Origin of the sequence: Pseudomonas nitroreducens NBRC 12694, assembly GCF_002091755.1 — a bacterium.
GTDB classification, from domain to species: domain Bacteria; phylum Pseudomonadota; class Gammaproteobacteria; order Pseudomonadales; family Pseudomonadaceae; genus Pseudomonas; species Pseudomonas nitroreducens.
In genome coordinates, this window is the sequence record NZ_BDAI01000003.1 from 585,999 (window position 1) to 603,600 (window position 17,602).

The 17,602-nt window shown below is 67.2% G+C and carries 15 protein-coding genes; 7 read left to right on the forward strand and 8 right to left on the reverse strand.

What is annotated here, in order from left to right:
• The first annotated feature begins 116 nt into the window (after positions 1-116).
• Entirely contained in the window at positions 117-422 is a 306-nt protein-coding gene (locus PNI01S_RS11825) for a PsiF family protein (RefSeq protein WP_024764113.1), read from the forward strand.
• Positions 423-650: 228 nt separating this feature from the next.
• Here the strand turns inward: PNI01S_RS11825 and PNI01S_RS28635 are convergent, their stop codons facing one another.
• From PNI01S_RS28635 to dmeF, 3 genes are all read right to left on the reverse strand, one after another.
• Positions 651-785 (reverse strand): hypothetical protein, encoded by a 135-nt coding sequence (locus PNI01S_RS28635; protein WP_017519380.1) that lies wholly within the window; start codon positions 783-785, stop codon positions 651-653.
• A 78-nt stretch (positions 786-863) separates the two neighbouring features.
• Complete coding sequence (locus tag PNI01S_RS11830) at positions 864-1,793, reverse strand: pseudouridine synthase (RefSeq protein WP_084358297.1); 930 nt, start codon at positions 1,791-1,793, stop codon at positions 864-866.
• An 85-nt stretch (positions 1,794-1,878) separates the two neighbouring features.
• A complete protein-coding gene (gene dmeF / locus PNI01S_RS11835; protein ID WP_084358298.1) occupies positions 1,879-2,835 on the reverse strand; it encodes a CDF family Co(II)/Ni(II) efflux transporter DmeF in 957 nt (318 codons plus the stop codon).
• Positions 2,836-2,896: 61 nt separating this feature from the next.
• Here dmeF and PNI01S_RS11840 point away from each other — a divergent pair, with 61 nt between their 5' ends.
• Positions 2,897-3,172, forward strand: coding sequence for a metal/formaldehyde-sensitive transcriptional repressor (locus PNI01S_RS11840; RefSeq protein WP_024764116.1), 276 nt, complete (start codon positions 2,897-2,899; stop codon positions 3,170-3,172).
• Between the two features lie 12 nt (positions 3,173-3,184).
• On the opposite strand, the gene PNI01S_RS11845 is transcribed toward PNI01S_RS11840, so the two are convergent.
• Complete coding sequence (locus tag PNI01S_RS11845) at positions 3,185-3,415, reverse strand: DUF2789 domain-containing protein (RefSeq protein WP_024764117.1); 231 nt, start codon at positions 3,413-3,415, stop codon at positions 3,185-3,187.
• 169 nt (positions 3,416-3,584) lie between these two features.
• On the opposite strand from PNI01S_RS11845, the gene PNI01S_RS11850 reads away from it, so the two are divergent.
• Positions 3,585-4,787, forward strand: coding sequence for an MFS transporter (locus PNI01S_RS11850; RefSeq protein WP_084358299.1), 1,203 nt, complete (start codon positions 3,585-3,587; stop codon positions 4,785-4,787).
• Positions 4,788-4,903: 116 nt separating this feature from the next.
• Here PNI01S_RS11850 and PNI01S_RS11855 read toward each other — a convergent pair whose 3' ends face one another.
• Positions 4,904-5,521, reverse strand: a complete 618-nt coding sequence (locus PNI01S_RS11855; RefSeq protein ID WP_084358300.1) for a glutathione S-transferase family protein — start codon at positions 5,519-5,521, stop codon at positions 4,904-4,906.
• 128 nt (positions 5,522-5,649) lie between these two features.
• On the opposite strand from PNI01S_RS11855, the gene PNI01S_RS11860 reads away from it, so the two are divergent.
• Complete coding sequence (locus PNI01S_RS11860) at positions 5,650-6,540, forward strand: LysR substrate-binding domain-containing protein (protein WP_024764119.1); 891 nt, start codon at positions 5,650-5,652, stop codon at positions 6,538-6,540.
• Between the two features lie 71 nt (positions 6,541-6,611).
• Here the strand turns inward: PNI01S_RS11860 and ppk2 are convergent, their stop codons facing one another.
• Positions 6,612-7,430, reverse strand: coding sequence for a polyphosphate kinase 2 (gene ppk2 / locus PNI01S_RS11865; protein WP_024764120.1), 819 nt, complete (start codon positions 7,428-7,430; stop codon positions 6,612-6,614).
• 266 nt (positions 7,431-7,696) lie between these two features.
• Here ppk2 and recC point away from each other — a divergent pair, with 266 nt between their 5' ends.
• The 3 genes from recC to recD are packed head-to-tail and all read left to right on the forward strand — an operon-like array spanning position 7,697 to position 16,874.
• Positions 7,697-11,164, forward strand: a complete 3,468-nt coding sequence (gene recC, locus PNI01S_RS11870; RefSeq protein WP_084358301.1) for an exodeoxyribonuclease V subunit gamma — start codon at positions 7,697-7,699, stop codon at positions 11,162-11,164.
• Positions 11,161-14,835: an exodeoxyribonuclease V subunit beta gene (recB, locus tag PNI01S_RS11875; RefSeq protein ID WP_084358302.1), complete on the forward strand. Its 3,675-nt coding sequence runs from the start codon at positions 11,161-11,163 to the stop codon at positions 14,833-14,835. Before recC ends, recB begins: the two co-directional genes overlap by 4 nt.
• On the forward strand, positions 14,832-16,874 hold the full coding sequence (gene recD, locus PNI01S_RS11880; RefSeq protein WP_084358303.1) for an exodeoxyribonuclease V subunit alpha: 2,043 nt from the start codon (positions 14,832-14,834) through the stop codon (positions 16,872-16,874). Before recB ends, recD begins: the two co-directional genes overlap by 4 nt.
• 37 nt (positions 16,875-16,911) lie before the next feature.
• On the opposite strand, the gene PNI01S_RS11885 is transcribed toward recD, so the two are convergent.
• Both PNI01S_RS11885 and vapB read right to left on the reverse strand, forming a co-directional pair.
• Entirely contained in the window at positions 16,912-17,346 is a 435-nt protein-coding gene (locus PNI01S_RS11885) for a type II toxin-antitoxin system VapC family toxin (protein ID WP_256576610.1), read from the reverse strand.
• 4 nt (positions 17,347-17,350) lie between these two features.
• On the reverse strand, positions 17,351-17,599 hold the full coding sequence (vapB, locus tag PNI01S_RS11890; protein WP_084358344.1) for a type II toxin-antitoxin system VapB family antitoxin: 249 nt from the start codon (positions 17,597-17,599) through the stop codon (positions 17,351-17,353).
• Positions 17,600-17,602 lie beyond the last annotated feature (3 nt).

Consider the following 17,602-nt stretch of genomic DNA (forward strand, 5'->3'; position numbering starts at 1 on the left):
CCGTGGTAAACGTCACGCGGATTGCGCCAGAAGCTCCCGGATCGCGTCGCAGGCCTCGCGAATGCTGGGCTGCGAGCTACGCTCAGAGTGGCAATTCCATCCTGGGAGACCACTCCATGACCACCGTTCGGATTCCGCTGCTCGTCCTGGCTCTGCTTTTCTCGGCGCAAGGCTTCGCGGCCACCGCCGCGCAGACCGCGCAGCAGGAGAAGATGAAAACCTGTAACGCCGATGCCACCACCAAGGCGCTCAAGGGCGACGAGCGCAAGGCGTACATGAGCACCTGCCTGAAGGCGGGCAGCGACGCCAAGAAGATGACCCCGCAGCAGGAGAAGATGAAGTCCTGCAATGCCGACGCCACCAGCAAGGCACTCAAGGGCGACGAACGCAAGGCGTTCATGAGCACCTGTCTGAAGAAGTGAGGATGGGGCGCGGCAGGGCCGCGCGTGACGACAAGGGCAGCTTCGGCTGCCCTTGTCGTTTGTGAAGGGCTCGCGAGCAAGCTCCCGAGCATCCTGTCGATAACGAGTGCCGGCGGGCGATATTGGCCCCGCGTTATAGGCCGGAGAACACCAGCCAGGCCGCAGCCAGTGCGTAGAGGACGATCACCGCATCCATGCGCAGCGCAGGCGGGAGTCGCCGCACCAGATTCATTTCTTGGCCACCGCGGACCAGAAACCCTGGGCATTGCGGAAGGGCTGGCGGGCCATCTGTTCGGGACGGGTGATGCCGTCGGCACGCAGGGCGTTGACGAGGGCGGAAAAGGACTTGGCGCTGTAGCTCATGGTCGGCTCCCGATGCTTTCTCTCCTTGGGGTGGAGCTATGAAAACACCGGGGCCACTATCGACGGAAATGGATCGTCTTAAGGGTGACCATCGATGAAATTGATGGAAGGCCAGGAGAGCTCCAGCTGGCTCCTGAAATGCCGCGCCTCACCGGTGACCGGGTCGATGAACTCCAGTTGCCGGGCCAGCAGCTTCAGCGGCTTGTCGAAGTCCTCCGGCGGACGTTCGCCGCGTGGTGGCAGCGTCGGGTACAGGGGATCGAAGCACAGCGCCGCACCCAGGCCCGACATGTGCACGCGCAGCTGGTGACGCTTGCCGGAGACGGGGTGCAATCCATAGCGCCACAGGTCGCCGCGCTGTTCGAGCACCTCGATGCGGGTTTCGCTGTTGGGCGTGCCGTCCACTTCCTGCATGCGGATGAAGGGATCGCCCTCGACCATTCGCGAACGATGCACAAGGGGAAACTCCCGTTCCGGCAGCGCTGGCGCGATGGCTTCGTACATCTTGTGGATGCGCCGCTCGCGGAACAGCGCCTGGTAGGTATCGCGGTTGTCCGGATTGGCGGAGAACAGCACCAGCCCGGCGGTTAGCCGGTCGATGCGGTGCAGCGGTACCAGCAGCGGGTTGTCCAGGCGCCTGGTGAGACGGGCGAGGAGGGTTTCCTCGACGTATTGACCGGCTGGCGTCACCGGCAGGAAGTGCGGCTTGTCCGCCACCACCAGGTGTTCGTCGGCATACAGGATGCTTTCCTGGAAGGGGATCGGCGTTTCCTGCAGCACCTCGCGGAAGTAGTGGATGCGCAGCGCTTCGCGGTAGGGATGCTCGGGGCCGATGGGCTGGCCGTCGTTGTCCAGCACCTTGCCGCGCGCCATGCGGTCCAGCCAGGTGTCGCGGCTTATCGCCGGGAAGCGCGCACACAGGCAATCCAGCACCGTCGTCCAGGGGCCGGCAGGCAGGTGCAGGATGCTGGCGCGTTGCTGGGCGGTGGAGAAGCGGGAGCTGGACATGCGGGCGGGCGACCGGGGTTCGACAGGCTGCGCATTAGGCCGCAGCGGCGTAGCGGACGTCAAAGCCGCCACGACTTCCGGTCGTTCACGCGGGGAGGGTGTTGATCTCCACCGTGATGTGCGCCAGTTCCTCGTGGACCTGCAGGCGTCGGCGCACCAGCTCCGGCGTCAGGTTCCCGCTGCTGGCGAGGCTGAGGATGCAGGCATAGCGCGACTTGCCCACGCGCCACAGGTGCAGGTCGGTGATCCGCGCCGGTTGCGGCAAGCCGGCGACCACCTCGCGGATTTCCTCCACTACCGGGTCGTTCATTTCGGCATCCAGCAGCACCCGGCCGCTCTGCCTGAGCAGGCCGATCGACCAGACGGCCACCAGTACGGCGCCGACCATGCCCATCAGCGGGTCGAGCCAGGCGGCGCCCCAGATCAGGCCGCCGATCAGCGCGATGATCGCCGCTACCGAGGTGGCGGCGTCGGCCAGCACGTGCAGGTAGGCGGCGCGCAGGTTCAGGTCGTGCCCATGGTCATGATGTTCATGGTCGTGGTGATGGTCATGACCGTGATGGTGATCGTGGCCATGGTGGTGCTGCTCGCCGCGCAGAAACCAGGCGCAGGCCAGGTTCACCAGCAGGCCGATGACCGCGATGGCGATGGCTTGCTGATAATGGATCGGCGAAGGGGAGAGCAGTCGGGCGACGGACTCGAACATCATCAGCGCCGCCACGCCCAGCAGCAGGATGGCGCTGGTGTAGCTGGCGAGGACCTCGATCTTGAAGGTGCCGAAGGCGAAGCGTGCGTCGCCCTTGAAGCGCCGCGCCGCCACGTAGGCGAAGAACGCCAGGCCCAGCGCCAGGGCGTGGGAACTCATGTGCCAGCCGTCGGCGAGCAGCGCCATGGAGTTGAACACCCAGCCGCCGGCGATCTCCACCACCATCATCACGACGGTCAGCAGCGCGGCGCGCAGGGTGTTGCGCTCGGCCAGGGGGTTGCCTTCGTGGAACTGGTGTTCGTGGCGACCGTCTTGCGAGGGGGCGGCAGGCTGCATGATGATGGTCCGTAGGATCAGTCTGGATACTATACCCCAGTATGCCTTTGGAGCTTTTGACGTGGGACATACCATCAAGGACCAGAAGAAGCTGTTGACCCGGGTGCGCCGCATCAAGGGCCAGAGCGAGGCGCTGGAACGGGCGCTGGAGGCGGGCAGCGAATGCGCGGCGATCCTGCAGCAGATCGCCGCCATCCGCGGCGCGGTGAATGGCCTGATGGCCGAGGTGCTCGAAGGCCACCTGCGCGACCATCTGGGCGCCGAGGACCGTACCGCGGCGCAGCGCCACGAAGACCTGGAACAGGTCATGGGCGTGCTGCGCTCCTATCTCAAGTGAGGTAGCGGCGGATCAGTTGGACAGCCGAACCGCCAGTTCGTCGGCTTCCTCGGTCCAGTCCGAGTCCTGTTGCAGCGCCTCGCGCAGGAACTGCGACTGGGCCTCGTTCCAGAACGGCGCGTCCGGCAGTTTCTGGCCTTCGGCGAGGCGGTGGCTGCCGAGGAAGGCGTCGATCTCCTTGCGCCCGTCGGGCAGGCCCAGTTGCTTGAACAGGGCGCCCAGGCTGTGCTGGCTGGTATCCATGACGATCTCCTTGCTGCAGGTGGAGCGCACCGCTGCGGCGCGCGGCAATGGAACAACTATAGGAGCATCGAACGGCGCGCGAGGTTCGGATTGGCAATCGGGGCGGAAATAGATAGCCTGCTTTCAATCGTTCCCGCACATGCTCCGCCACCCACCGTCAGGCCCGTCCATGAGCTCGTCCGAGCAGCGAACCGCCTCCGTCACCCTGCGCATCCTCGCGACCGTCGTCTTCACCTTCGTCCTGTTCCTGAGCATCGGACTGCTGCTGCCGGTGCTGCCCGGTTTCGTCCATGAAGGCCTGGGCTACTCGACGGTGATCGCCGGCGCGGTCATCGGCCTGCAGTACATTGCCACCCTGGTATCCCGGCCGTTGGCGGGCCACATCGCGGACACCCACGGCGCCAAGCGCGCCGTGCTCTATGGCCTGGGTGTGCTGGGCATCGGCGGAGCCCTGGTGCTGGCTTCCACCAGCCTCGAATCGGTGAACTGGCTGAGCCTGACGCTGCTGCTCGGCAGCCGCCTGCTGTTCGGCCTGGCGCAGGGACTGCTGGGAATCGGCACGGCAAGCTGGGGCATTGCCCTGGTGGGGACGCAGAACACCGCCAAGGTGATTTCCTGGAACGGCATCGTCAGCTACGGCGGCATTGCCATCGGTGCTCCGCTGGGGGTGACCATGTCGGCCTCGCTGGGGCTGTGGAGCCTGGGTGTGAGTGTCCTGGTGCTGACCGCGCTGGGCTGGCTGGCGGCCCGAAACCGCGCGGAAGTGCCGACCATTTCCGGTGCGCGCATGGCCTTCCACGCGGTGCTGGGGCGCGTGCTGCCCTACGGGATGTGCGTGATGCTTGGCTCCATCGGCTTCGGCACCCTGGCGACCTTCATCACCCTTTATTACGGCAGCCAGGGCTGGGCCAATCCGGCCTGGTGCCTGACTGCCTTTGGCGTCTGCTTCGTCGGCGCGCGGCTGGTCTTCTCGGGCATGGTCAATCGCTTCGGCGGCTTTGCCGTCGCGGTGGTCTGCCTGGGTGTGGAAGTTTTCGGCCTGCTGCTGCTCTGGCAGGCGCCGGGGCCGGGCTTCGCGCTGCTGGGCGCTGCGCTGACCGGCTGTGGCCTGTCGCTGGTCTATCCGTCACTGGGTGTGGAGGCGGTGCTGCGCATCCCGGCCAGCAGCCGCAGCGCGGGGCTGGGCGCCTACGCACTGTTCTTCGATCTGGCGATGGGCGTCGCCGGCCCATTGATGGGGCTGGTCGCTGCCCGTCATGGCTATGCGTCGATCTTCCTTGTCGCCGCCGGGCTGGCGCTCTGCGGCTTCGTCATCTGCTTCGTGCTGCTGCGCTTCACTCGCCAACAGCACGAGGAACTGCCGAAGGACTAGGTCTCAGTGGGTAGGAGCGGGCTCTGTTGGCGATGTCTTGCCGGTCGCTCCGTCAATAGGCCTGGCGTGGGGGCAGCCGATTGCGGACGGAGCGCGCTCCTGCGCTCGGTGAAAGATCACACCGGCGGGAAGGCCTTGAACACTTCCAGCGCCTCGGCCTGCTGCGCCCAGTCGCCCACCGCCGGATAGCTGTCCGCCGGGATGTCTTCCGAGTGCAGCAGCTGCACGAAAGTCCAGGCCACCGCGATGCTCAGGCCGGCCTGGTCCAGCGGCGCGGCGGCGTCCAGCGACATTTCGCGCAGTTCGCTCTCCAGTTGTGCCAGGGCGGCATGCAGTTGCTGGTCGACCCGCTCCTGCCAACTGGCCAGCTGCTTGTCATCCGGCCGCTGCTGCTCGTAGTAGCGCTGCACCGCCTTCTCCATGACCGCCAGCGCGAGGCCCAGCAGACGCGTGGCGCGCACCCGTGCGGCCGGTTCGGCTGGCATCAGGCTGCGGCCGGCCAGGTGTTCGAGGCAGTCGATGATCAGGGTCGAGTCCATCAGCACCTGGCCATCGCCCAGTACCAGGGTCGGTGCCTTGACTACCGGGTTGATGCCGCGGAATTCCTCGTAGGTGCGGAATACCGACAGCGACTGGTGGCTGAACTCGATGCCGAGCAGGCGCAGGGTAATGGCGACACGGCGCACATAGGGCGAATCGAGCATGCCGATCAGGTGCGGAAGCTTCTGTTGCATGGGTACATCCTGTTAGTGGAAATTGCATGGTGGCTGACGCGGTCATCCGCGTAATGGCCATGAATCTAGCGGCTTTGACCCCTGGGTAATAGCGACGATTAGTGACCGATTAGGTTAGGGAAACTTACATGAGCGCATTTCCACCGCTTTCCGCCCTGCGCAGCTTCGAAGCCGTCGCCAGGCTTGGCAGCGTGACCCTCGCCGCCGGTGAGCTGCACGTCACCCACTCGGCCATCAGCCAGCAGGTGCGTCAACTGGAGGGCCTGTTGGGCATCACCCTGCTGCAGCGCGAAGGCCGGGGGTTGCGGTTGAGCGAGGAGGGCCGTCTGTATGCCCTGCAGATTCGCGGCGCGCTGCGCGATATCGCCGAGGCCACTCGTCTGGCGAAGGCCCGCCCGGGGGAGGACGAACTGGTGGTGGCGCTCACGCCGTCCTTCGGCCAGAAATGGCTGTTGCCACGTTTGCCCGGATTCCGTGCGGCTTATCCACAGTACCGCCTGCGCCTGCTGGCCAGTCTGGAAGTGATGGACCTGCGCCAGGGATTGGCCGATGTGGCCATTCGCATCGGCCAGGGACACTGGGAGGGGCTGGCACGGCAGCGCCTGTTCGAGGACGAAGTGGTGCTCGTCGCTTCGCCGGACTTCAACGGAGGGCACCTGCCGACAACGCCGGAAGCGATTCTTCGTTGCCCGCGCGTCACGGGGTTCGAGTCCTGGCTGGGCTGGTGCCAGGCGGCGGGAGTGACAGTGCCCCAGCAGCCTGCGGAGTTCGTGGTGAACGATTCCAACCTGAGCATCGAGGCGGTACGCATGGGCCAGGGCATCGGCCTCGAGCGTCGCAGCCTGGTGGCCGCTGCGCTGGAAAGTGGCGAACTGGTGGCGCTGAGCGATCTGCGCGTGCCCTACGGCTTTCCCTACTGGCTGGTGTGGCCCGAACGCGACGCGGCCCGGGCCAAGGTGGCGGCATTCGCCGGGTGGCTTTCCGGCGAAGTGGAGGCCTATCTCCAAAGCATTGCGTGAACCGCTCCCGAGCAACTGCAGCTTCCGTGGACAGGTGATCCCGGGCCGGCGTGTGCCGACTCCGGTTGGCCTCAGAATTTCTCTTCGATGTAGTGGATCGGATAGTCGGGGCTCTTGTACTTGCCGATCTTGCCGCGCTTGGGCAGCTTCACTTCCTCACGCGGGATTTCCTTGTACGGCACGTGCTTGAGGACGTGGCTGATGACGTTCAGGCGCACGCGCTTCTTGTCCTCGGAAGGGGCCACGATCCAGGGCGCCCAGGGCGAGTCGGTGGCGGCGAACATCAGGTCGCGGGCGCGGGTGTATTCGTCCCAGCGGGTGAACGACTTCACGTCCATGGGCGAGAGCTTCCAGATCTTGCGACCGTCGGTGATGCGGTCCTTGAGGCGGCGCTCCTGCTCCTCGGGGCTGACCTCCAGCCAGAACTTCAGCAGGATGATCCCCGACTCGGTGAGCATGCGCTCGAACAGCGGGGTCACAGCCAGGAACTTGTCCGCCTGTTCTTCAGTGCAGAAGCCCATCACCCGCTCGACGCCGGCGCGGTTGTACCAGCTGCGGTCGAAGATCACCACTTCACCGGCCGACGGCAGGTGGCGGATGTAGCGCTGGGCGTAGAGCTGGGATTTCTCCCTTTCGGTGGGCGTGGGCAGCGCCACCACGCGGAACACCCGCGGGCTGACGCGCTCGGTGAGCGCCTTGATGGTGCCGCCTTTGCCGGCGCCATCGCGGCCCTCGAAGATGATGCAGACCTTCAGGCCCTTCTGCACCACCCATTGCTGCAGCTTGACCAGCTCCACCGACAGCTTGCGCAGGTGCTCTTCGTAATCCTTGTTCTTCATCTTCCCGGCCTGTTCGGGAGCCGGGTTCTTCGCTTTGCTCTTCTTGCCCATTTTTTCCTCCATGGCGGGCCTGGAACGGCCGTGGGATGAGCATAGCCGCTGGCCGCACGGACGGGCTGTCATGCAGTCAGTTTCGTAAATGTGGGAGGTTGCCGAGAGCCTGCAGGCCTTTGTCAGGTTCCGCGTCGGCTCTTTCCATGCGGCGGAGATTCCGCCGGCAGGAATGGGAAAAAGGCTGCTCGCAGCCGGACTTTTTGGTCAAATGCCGCTCATCCCATGCGGCGTATGCGAAGTGCCCGCCCGACCCAGGAGATCCGATGAGCGAGCAGCGACTGACCCCCGGCCTGATGGTGATCCACGGCAACCATCCGGAAGCGCTGCGCGACCTGCTGGTGCAGTGGATGAGCCTGCATCCGCTGGCGCCGTTGGAGAACGAAGTCATCCTGGTGCAGAGCAACGGCATCGCCCAGTGGCTGAAGCTGGCGCTGGGGCGTGACGTGGAGGAGGGCGGTTGTGGCGTCACCGCCGCGCTCGACGTGCAACTGCCGGCGCAGTTCCTCTGGCGCGCCTATCGCGGTGCGCTGGGCCGCGACGAAATCCCCGAAGTCTCGGTACTCGACAAGGGCCCGCTGACCTGGCGCCTGATGCGCCTGCTGCCGACCCTGCTGGAGCAGGGCGAGTTCGCCACCCTGCAGCGCTTTCTCGCCGACGATGCCGACCTGCGCAAGCGCCACCAGTTGGCCGAGCGCCTGGCCGACCTGTTCGACCAGTACCAGGTGTACCGCGCCGACTGGCTGGAGGACTGGAGCCGCGGCGTCGACCAGCTGCGCCTGGCCAACGGCACCGTGAAGGAACTGGACGCTGACAACCGCTGGCAGGCCGCCCTGTGGCGCGCGCTGCTCGACGACGTCGGCGCCGAGGGCCTGGCCACCAGCCGTGCCGGCGTGCATGGCCGCTTCATCCAGAAGCTCAAGTCCGCCGAGAACCCGCTGCCGGGATTGCCGCGCCGCGTGGTGGTGTTCGGTATCTCCGCGATGCCCGCGCAGACCGTCGAGGCGCTTGCCGTGCTGGCGCGCCACGCCCAGGTACTGCTCTGCGTGCACAACCCCTGCCGCCACCACTGGGCCGATATCGTCGCCGACAAGGACCTGCTGCGCCACGAATACCGCCGCCAGCGCCGCCGCGCCGGCACCCCGGAACTGCTCTCCGACGACCAGCAGCACCAGTACGCCCAGCCGTTGCTGGCCGCCTGGGGCAAGCAGGGGCGCGACTACATCAACCTGCTCGACCAGTACGACGACCCGGAAACCTACCGCGCGCGCCTGGGCGCGGTGAGCAATGGGCGTATCGACCTGTTCAGCGAGGTCGAACCGACGAACCTGCTCGGCCAGTTGCAGGACGACATCCTCGAACTGCGGCCGATCAACGAGACCCGCGAGCACTGGCCGGCGGTCGACCCGCAGGCCGACGACTCGGTGCGCTTCCACGTCGCCCACAGCGCCCAGCGCGAAGTGGAAATCCTCCACGACCAGCTGCTCGCCCGCTTCGACGCCGATCCGACATTGTGCCCGCGCGACGTGATCGTCATGGTCCCGGACATCAACCCCTACGCACCGCACATCGAAGCGGTGTTCGGCCAGTTGCCGCGCGACGACAGGCGCTTCATCCCCTACACCCTGGCCGACCAGGGCCAGCGCGGCCGCGAGCCGCTGCTGGTGGCGTTGGAACATCTGCTGCGGCTGCCCGACAGCCGCTTTGCCGTGAGTGAAATCCTCGACCTGCTGGACGTCGCCGCCGTGCGCGCGCGCTTCGGCCTGGCCGACGCCGACCTGCCGCTGCTGCGCCGCTGGATCGACGGCGCCGGGGTGCGCTGGGGCCTCGACGGCCAGCAGCGCGAACGCCTTGGCCTGCCCTCCGCCGCCGAGGCCAACAGCTGGCGCTTCGGCCTGCGGCGCATGCTGCTGGGCTTTGCGGTGGGCGAGGGCGAGGCCTTCCAGGGCATCCAGCCCTATGCGGAAATCGGCGGGCTCGACGCCGCCGCGCTCGGTCCCTTGGCCGGGTTGCTCGGCGCGCTGGAAAAGGCCTGCGAGCTGCTCGCCGAGGAAGCGGCCCCCACTATCTGGGTACAGCGCCTGCGCACCCTGCTGGAAGACTTCTTCCAGGTCACCGATGACCACGATGAGCTGCTGCGCCAGCAACTCCTGCAACTGCTGGAGGGCTGGCTGGAAACCTGCGGCCACGCCGGCTTCAACGATCCGCTGCCGCTTTCGGTGGTGCGCGAGGCCTGGCTCGGTGGCCTGGACGCAGGCGGCCTGAACCAGCGCTTCCTCGCCGGCGCGGTGAGCTTCTGCACCCTGATGCCGATGCGCGCGATTCCCTTCCAACTGGTCTGCCTGCTCGGCATGAACGACGGCGACTACCCGCGCCCGCAGTCGCCGCTGGATTTCGACCTGATGCGCAACGACTACCGCCCCGGCGACCGCTCGCGCCGCGAGGACGACCGTTACCTGCTGCTCGAAGCGCTGCTCTCGGCACGCCGCCAGCTCTACGTCAGCTGGGTCGGCCGAAGCATCCGTGACAACAGCGAACGGCCGCCGTCGGTGCTGGTCGGCCAGTTGCGCGACCACCTCGCCGCGGGCTGGCACAACGCCGACGGCGGCGACCTGCTGCACGGCCTGACCCTGGAGCATCCACTGCAGCCTTTCAGCCGCGCCTATTTCGATGCGCCATCCGCGCACGGTGTCGATGGCCTCTACACCTACGCCCGCGAGTGGCGTGACGTGCACCGCGAACACCACGGCGAAACCGATGCAGCGCCGCTGCCGCCGCTCGCGCTGGATGCGCCCATCGGCCTGCGTGTGCTTGCCGATTTCCTCGCCAACCCGGTCGGCGCCTTCTTCCTGCAGCGCCTCAAGGTGCGCTTTGCCGAGGAGCAACTGACCGGCCAGGACGAAGAGCCCTTCGAGCTGAACGGGCTGGACGTCTGGCAGCTGCAATTCGAACTCTGCGAGCGCCTGCGCCCGTGGGTCGAGCAGCACTGGCAGGCCGATCAACTGGCCGCGCAACTTAACGGCCAGGTCGAACGCCTGCGCCGCGAAGGACGGCTGCCGCTGGCGGCCTTCGGCGACTTTTCCGCCCAGGCGCTGGTGGCGCCGCTGCATGACCTGCTGGCCCGCTACCGCGAACAGCTGGAGCACTGGTCGCAGGTGGAAGAGGAACAGCGCGAGCTCAACCACGAGCATGCCGGCATCGAACTGGCCGACTGGCTCGGTGGCCTGCGCCGCAACGCCGATGGCCAGCTCGCCAGCCTGCAACTGGTCAGCGGCAAGCTGCACGAGGGCAAAGGCTACAAATGGCACGGGCTGGTGCGTCCCTGGGTGCGCCATCTCGCGCTGCAGCTGTGCGGCGAGCCGGTGACCAGCGTGCTGGTCGGCCTGACCGGCACCCTGGAATTTCCACCACTGCTGGCACAGGAAGCGCGCGCCGAACTGGACGCGTTGCTGGACGCCTGGTTCCAGGGCATGAGCCGCCCGCTGCCGGTGGCGTGCAAGGCCGCCTTCGCCTGGCTGGCCGCCGGAGAAGATGAGGAACGTGCCGCCCGCGAAGCCGCCAAACGCTATGACGGCGGCTTCAACCTGAGTGGCGAGGCTGCTTCGTCGGCAGCGCTGGCGCGGGTCTACCCGGATTTCGCCACGCTCAATGCGAGCGAGGAATTCGCCGCCTGGGCCGAAGCCTTGTACGGGCCGCTGTTCGCGATTCTGCAGCGCAAGGAGGCGCAAGCATGAGTGCAGTCGAGCTCAACCCTCTCGAATTCCCGCTGCATGGCAGCCGGCTGATCGAGGCCAGCGCCGGCACCGGCAAGACCTTCACCATTGCGCTGCTCTACGTGCGCCTGGTCCTCGACCATGGTGGCGAACAGGCTGCCTTTGGCCGACCATTGAGCCCACCGGAAATCCTTGTGGTGACCTTCACCGAAGCCGCGACCCAGGAATTGCGCGAACGCATCCGCGCGCGCCTGGGCGAGGCCGCGCGCTGCTTCGCCGAGCCCGAGCAGAAGCACGACGGCCTGCTGGTGAAGCTGCGCGACAGCTATGCGCCCGAGCGCTGGCCCGGCTGCGCACGCCTGCTGCGCCTGGCTGCCGAATGGATGGATGAGGCTGCTGTCTCGACCATCCACAGCTGGTGCTACCGCATGCTGCGCGAGCACGCCTTCGACAGCGGCAGCCTGTTCACCCAGGACCTCGCTGCCGACCAGAGCGAACTGCTCGCCGAAGCGGTGCGTGACTACTGGCGGCGCAACTTCTACCCGCTGGATGTGGCGGCGGCCAACGCCGTACGCCATTGCTACGCCGGCCCCGAAGCGCTGGCCCGCGCCCTGCAACCGCTGCTGGCGGCGCAGGAAGCCGGGTTCCGCTATGCCGATCAACCGCTGACCGCCCCGGCCTCCCTCAGCGAGCTGCTGGAGACCACCGGTCAGTTCTACGACGAACTCGATGCCGCCGAGACACGCGCCCGCGAAACCTGGGCGGCGGACCGCGCCGGCGTCGCCGAGCTGCTGCGCAACCTGCGTGGCGACCTCAACGGCAACAGTTATCGCGGCAAGGATGACGACAGCGTCTTTGCCGGCTGGATCGAAGCGCTCGATGCCTGGAGCGAGGGCGCCGATGCGCCGGACAATCTGGCCAAGTTCGGCCAGACGCGGATCAAGGTGAAGGCCAAGGCCTTGGTGCCGGAACACCCTGCGTTGCTGGCCATCGACGCCTGGGTCGAGCGCGCCGAGCAACGCCCGGAGATCGCCCCGCAACTGCTGCTGCATGCGCTGAATGAAGTACGGCAGAACCTCGAAGCGGAAAAGCAGAAACGCGCCGAGCTGGGCTTCGACGACCTGCTGGTTCGCCTCGACCGTGCCCTCGCCGGCAGTGGCGGCGAGCGCCTGGCCGAGCGTATCCGCGAGCAGTTCCCGGTGGCGCTGATCGACGAATTCCAGGACACCGACCCGCTGCAGTACCGCATCTTCGAGCGCGTCTACCGCATCGCCGAGAACCCTCGGAGCCTCGGTCTGTTCATGATCGGCGACCCCAAACAGGCGATCTATGCCTTCCGTGGCGCCGACATCCACACCTATCTGCGCGCCCGCGCCGCCACCGCCGGGCGCCACTACACGCTGGGCACCAACTATCGCTCCACGTTGGCGATGGTCAATGCAGCCAACCGCTGTTTCCTCTTCGCCGAAAGTCATCCGCGCGCGGCGTTCCGCTTCGCGGTGGAAGGGCAGGAGAACCCCGTGCCCTTCCTCGAAGTCGGCGCGCGCGGGCGTGACGAGACGCTGTTGCTCGAAGGCGCCGAAGCATCGGCCATGACCTTCTGGCAGTTGGACAACGACGGCCAGGTCTGTGGCTCCACGCTGTATCGCCAGGAGATGGCCGCGCGCAGCGCCAGCGCCATCCAGCGCTGGCTGAGCTCCGCACAGAGCGGCTTCCGCGATGCCGAGGGGCAATGGCGCGCGCTGCGCCCGGCGGACATCGCCATCCTCGTGCGCGGCCGCAGCGAGGCCGAGGCCATCCGCGGCGAACTGGCCAGGCGCCGGCTCGCCAGCGTCTACCTGTCCGACCGTGACTCGGTGTTCGACAGCCCCGAGGCCGTCGACCTGCTGCACTGGCTGCGCGCCTGCGCTGACCCCGGCGACGATGGCGCCCTGCGCATCGCCCTGGCCACCCGCAGCCTGGCGCTGGACTGGGCGACCCTGGAGCGGCTGAACCAGGACGAGCGCTTCTGGGAAGCCATGGTGCTGCGCTTCCGTGACTATCGCCTGCTCTGGCAACAGCAGGGCGTGCTGCCGATGCTGCGCCGCCTGCTCGCCGACTTCGCCCTGCCGGCGCGACTGCTGCGCGAGACCGATGGCGAGCGCAGCCTGACCAACCTGCTGCACCTGGCCGAATGGCTGCAGCGCGAGGCCGTGGAAGTGGACGGTGAACATGCGCTGCTGCGGGTGCTCGCCGAACAGCTGGAGAGCCCGACGAGCGAAGAAATCCTGCGCCTGGAAAGCGACGCCGACCTGATCAAGGTGGTGACCATCCACAAGTCCAAGGGCCTGGAATACCCGCTGGTGCTGCTGCCCTTCATCTGCACCTGGCGCGAGCTGGACGGCAAGAGCGGCACGCCGCCGAGCTTCCAGTCCGGCGAATCGCGGGTCGTCGAGTTGTCCCGCGACAAGGAGCAGGCCAAGGCGGCCTTCCAGCAGGCCAACGACGAGCGCCTGAGCGAGGACATGCGCCTGCTCTACGTGGCACTGACCCGCGCACGTCACGCCGTGTGGCTGGGCATGGCGCCGCTGGTGATGAGCAACAGCAAGAGCCCGGAGCTGCACAAGGGCGCCATGGGTTACCTGCTCGGTGGCGGCAACGCGCTGAGCGTCGAGGAGGTGACCACGCGCCTGGGCGAGTTGCAGGCAGGAGCGCTGGAGATCGCCCTGGAGCCGGCGCCCGAGATCGGCACCGAGCTCTTCGTCGGTGCACAGGCCGGTGAGCTGGGCGCTGCCCGTGAGCCGCGCCGCCGGGTGGCGGAGAAATGGTGGATCGCCAGCTACTCCGCCCTGGCGACGCTGGCCAGCGAGGACGACAGCGACATCGCCCCCGCGCCGGCTGCCGATGAGCCGATCAGCGCCAGTGAAGACCTGTTGCGCGAAAGCAGCCTGGAAGACCTGCGCGAGGTGGAAGTCGTCCCGGCACCTTTCAGCCTGCACGCCTTCCCCCGCGGCGCGAACCCCGGCAGCTTCCTCCATGGCCTGCTGGAATGGGCCGCCGACGAAAACTTCGACGTCGATGAAGAACAGCTGCGTGACCAGATCGCCCGGCGCTGCGCCCTGCGCGGCTGGGAGGAGTGGATCGGACCGCTCACCGGCTGGCTCGGGCAATACCTGCGCACGGCTTTCCGCGTGCCCGATGCGACGCCGGTCAGCCTCGCCGGCCTGGTGACGTTCCAGAAGGAAATGGAGTTCTGGTTCGCCACCCGCAACGTCGACAGCCAGCGCCTGGATGCCGCCGTGATCCGCCATACCCTGGGCGGCGTGGCGCGGCCGACGCTGCAGGCGAACCTGCTCAACGGCATGCTCAAGGGCTTCATCGACCTGGTGTTCGAACACGAAGGCCGCTACTACGTGGCCGACTACAAATCCAACTGGCTGGGCGCCGACGATGAGGCCTACACGCAGGAGGCGTTGCGCGAAGCCTTGCTGGAGCACCGTTACGACCTGCAGTACGCGCTCTACCTGTTCGCCCTGCACCGGCTGCTGCAGGCGCGCCTGCCCGACTACGACTATGACCGCCACATCGGAGGCGCGATGTACCTGTTCCTGCGCGGCAGTTCCTCGGCGACCCAGGGCATGTACCTGGAACGCCCGCCGAAGGTACTGATGGACGAGCTGGACCGCCTGTTCCGCGCGGAGGTGCCGGCATGAAGAGCTCCACTGAAATGCGCGAACTGATCGGCCGCTGGGCTGAGCGCGGCTGGCTGCGCGAGCTGGACCGTGCCTTCGCGACCTTCCTCGTCGAGCGCGCGCCGGATGCCCACCCGCTGCTGATTCTCGCCGCCGCCCTGGCCAGCCACCAGCTCGGCCGTGGGCACGTCTGCCTCGACCTGGATGCGACCCTGGCCGACAGCCGCTTCGCCCTGTCACTACCGCCCGAAGGCGACTCCGCCAAGGACGCGCCGGAGCTGCCCGGTGTGCTGCTCGATGGTTTCGATCTCGACGCCTGGCGTGCCGTGCTGAACGATCCGCGCCTGGTCGGTGACGGGCCGGGCGAGACGCCGCTGGTGTTGTCCGGGCGCCGCTTGTATCTGCGCCGCTACTGGCAGTACGAACGGGAAGTGCGCGCCGGCATCGACCAGCGCCTGAAGCAGGGTGAGGCGCTGCGGGCCGCCTTGCCCGCCGCCCAGCTGCGCCGGGCGCTGGATGCGTTGTTCCCGAAGAAGCCCGGCAATGTTCAGACGAGCCAGGGGGCGGACTGGCAGAAACTCGCCTGCGCACTGGTTGCCGGCAACGCCTTCGGTATCGTCACCGGCGGCCCCGGCACCGGCAAGACGACCACCGTGGTGAAGCTGCTCGCCCTGCTGCAAAGCCTGGCGCTGGGGGAGGGCGGAAGAGCGCTGCGCATTCGCCTCGCCGCGCCCACCGGCAAGGCCGCTGCGCGCCTGAACGAATCCATCGCTGGCGCCGTGCAGCGCCTCGACCTCTCCGGCCTGGCCAATGGCGAAGCAGCGCGTGAGGCGATCCCCACCGAAGTCACCACGCTGCATCGCCTGCTCGGCAGCCGCCCGGACAGCCGCCAGTTCCGCCACCACGCCGGCAACCCGCTGGCGCTGGAGCTGCTGGTGGTGGACGAAGCGTCGATGGTCGACCTGGAAATGATGGCCTCGCTGCTTGCCGCTCTGCCGCCGCGCGCGCGATTGATCCTGCTGGGCGACAAGGACCAGTTGGCCTCGGTGGAAGCCGGTGCGGTGCTGGGCGAGTTGTGCAGCCGCGCCCGTGAGGGCCATTACCGCCCGGCCACCCGCGACTGGCTGCAAGCCGTGACCGGCGACGCCATCGACGACGTGCTGATCGACAGCGCCGGCAGCGACCTCGACCAGGCCGTGGCCATGCTCCGTCACAGTCATCGCTTCAGCGCCGACAGTGGCATCGGCCAGTTGGCCGAAGCGGTCAATGCCGGCGATATCCCGGCGTTGCGCCAGGTGTGGAAAGCGCAGCACGAAGACCTCGCCCGTATCGCCGTGGATGCCCAGGAAACCCGCAGCCTGCGCGATCTGGTGATCGACGGCGGGCGAGGCGGTGACCTTTTCGGCCCGGTCGGCTACGCCCACTACCTGCGCGTGGTCAGCGGCTCGCGCCCGGCGGACAACGCCACTCAGGACGCACTGGATGCCTGGGCAAGGCAGGTGCTCGGAGCCCACGGCCAGTTCCAACTGCTCTGCGCATTGCGTCGCGGACCCTGGGGCGTGGAAGGATTGAACACGCTGATCGGCGAGCTGCTGCAACGCGAAGGGTTGATTCCCATGGCGAACGGCTGGTTCGCCGGCCGCCCGGTGCTGGTCACCCGCAACGACTACGGCCTGGGCCTGATGAATGGCGATATCGGCATCACCCTGGCGTTGCCGCAGACGGCTGACGATGGTTCGGTGCGCTGGGTCGCGCGCGTGGCTTTCCCGGCGGGCGATGGCACCGACGCCATCCGCTGGATCCTGCCGAGCCGCCTGCAGGCGGTGGAAACGGTGTTTGCCATGACGGTGCACAAGTCCCAGGGCTCGGAGTTCACCCACGCCGCGCTGCTGCTGCCCGACAGCCTCAACCCCATCCTCACCCGCGAGCTGGTCTACACCGGCATTACCCGCGCGCGTCAATGGTTCACCCTGGCCAGCGCCGGGCGCGGCTGGCAGGTGCTGGAGGCGGCCACGGAGCGGCGAGTACAGCGGGCGAGTGGGTTACTGAGTGGCATTTGACCGGATGAAGCGTGCCGGGGACTGGGCTGGTGTACCGTCAGGCCGGTTCGCTGTTGCACCAGTCTTCGACGACAAGCCCCGGTACTCGCCGAAATTCGCGGGTGTTGTTGGTCACGATGACGCAATCGGTTGCCAAGGCATGGCCGGCAATGCCCGTATCGTTCGGCCCAATGGGCGTTCCTGAGTCGAGCAGGAGCCTCATGAGCTTCGCGGAGCTATCCACCGCGTCGATATCCCAGGGCAGCACATCGTCCAGGCGTTGCACCAATGCGTCGATCCATGCTGCCAACGCCTTCGGGGCTTTCGGTGACGCTGCGCCGTAACGAAGCTCCGCATGAGTGATAGCCGAAATCACCAGCCTGTTGCCGGACTCCGCGGCCTTTTGCAGACGCTGCAAAACCTGGGGTGGGTTCTGGCGCATGATGAAGGAGCAGATGTTGGTATCCAGCATATAGGTGACGGGCGTGGCCACCGGGTCAACCCTCGTCATCGCCGAAGCCCAACCGGCCGGGGGCAATCACGTCGGGCCGATCTCCCAGAAAATCGGCATCGACAGGTTCCAGCTCGGCGAGGCTGCTCCAGGTGGGCCGCGACGGGCGCAGGATGAGCGTATCGCCTTCGCGAGTCATCACCAGTTCCGTCACTCCCTTGAATTCCATATCCCGAGGGATTCGGACTGCCTGATTCTTGCCGTTGCGGAACAAGGAAACGGTCGTCGTGGGCATGGG

Excerpts from the sequence above, each read along its gene's own strand:
- PNI01S_RS11825 (WP_024764113.1), top strand. The coding sequence starts at position 117 with ATGACCACCGTTCGGATTCCGCTGCTCGTCCTGGCTCTGCTTTTCTCG.
- PNI01S_RS28635 (WP_017519380.1), bottom strand. The coding sequence starts at position 785 with ATGAGCTACAGCGCCAAGTCCTTTTCCGCCCTCGTCAACGCCCTGCGT.
- PNI01S_RS11830 (WP_084358297.1), bottom strand. The coding sequence starts at position 1,793 with ATGTCCAGCTCCCGCTTCTCCACCGCCCAGCAACGCGCCAGCATCCTG.
- dmeF (WP_084358298.1), bottom strand. The coding sequence starts at position 2,835 with ATGCAGCCTGCCGCCCCCTCGCAAGACGGTCGCCACGAACACCAGTTC.
- PNI01S_RS11845 (WP_024764117.1), bottom strand. The coding sequence starts at position 3,415 with ATGGATACCAGCCAGCACAGCCTGGGCGCCCTGTTCAAGCAACTGGGC.
- PNI01S_RS11850 (WP_084358299.1), top strand. The coding sequence starts at position 3,585 with ATGAGCTCGTCCGAGCAGCGAACCGCCTCCGTCACCCTGCGCATCCTC.
- PNI01S_RS11855 (WP_084358300.1), bottom strand. The coding sequence starts at position 5,521 with ATGCAACAGAAGCTTCCGCACCTGATCGGCATGCTCGATTCGCCCTAT.
- PNI01S_RS11860 (WP_024764119.1), top strand. The coding sequence starts at position 5,650 with ATGAGCGCATTTCCACCGCTTTCCGCCCTGCGCAGCTTCGAAGCCGTC.
- ppk2 (WP_024764120.1), bottom strand. The coding sequence starts at position 7,430 with ATGGGCAAGAAGAGCAAAGCGAAGAACCCGGCTCCCGAACAGGCCGGG.
- recC (WP_084358301.1), top strand. The coding sequence starts at position 7,697 with ATGAGCGAGCAGCGACTGACCCCCGGCCTGATGGTGATCCACGGCAAC.
- recB (WP_084358302.1), top strand. The coding sequence starts at position 11,161 with ATGAGTGCAGTCGAGCTCAACCCTCTCGAATTCCCGCTGCATGGCAGC.
- recD (WP_084358303.1), top strand. The coding sequence starts at position 14,832 with ATGAAGAGCTCCACTGAAATGCGCGAACTGATCGGCCGCTGGGCTGAG.
- vapB (WP_084358344.1), bottom strand. The coding sequence starts at position 17,599 with ATGCCCACGACGACCGTTTCCTTGTTCCGCAACGGCAAGAATCAGGCA.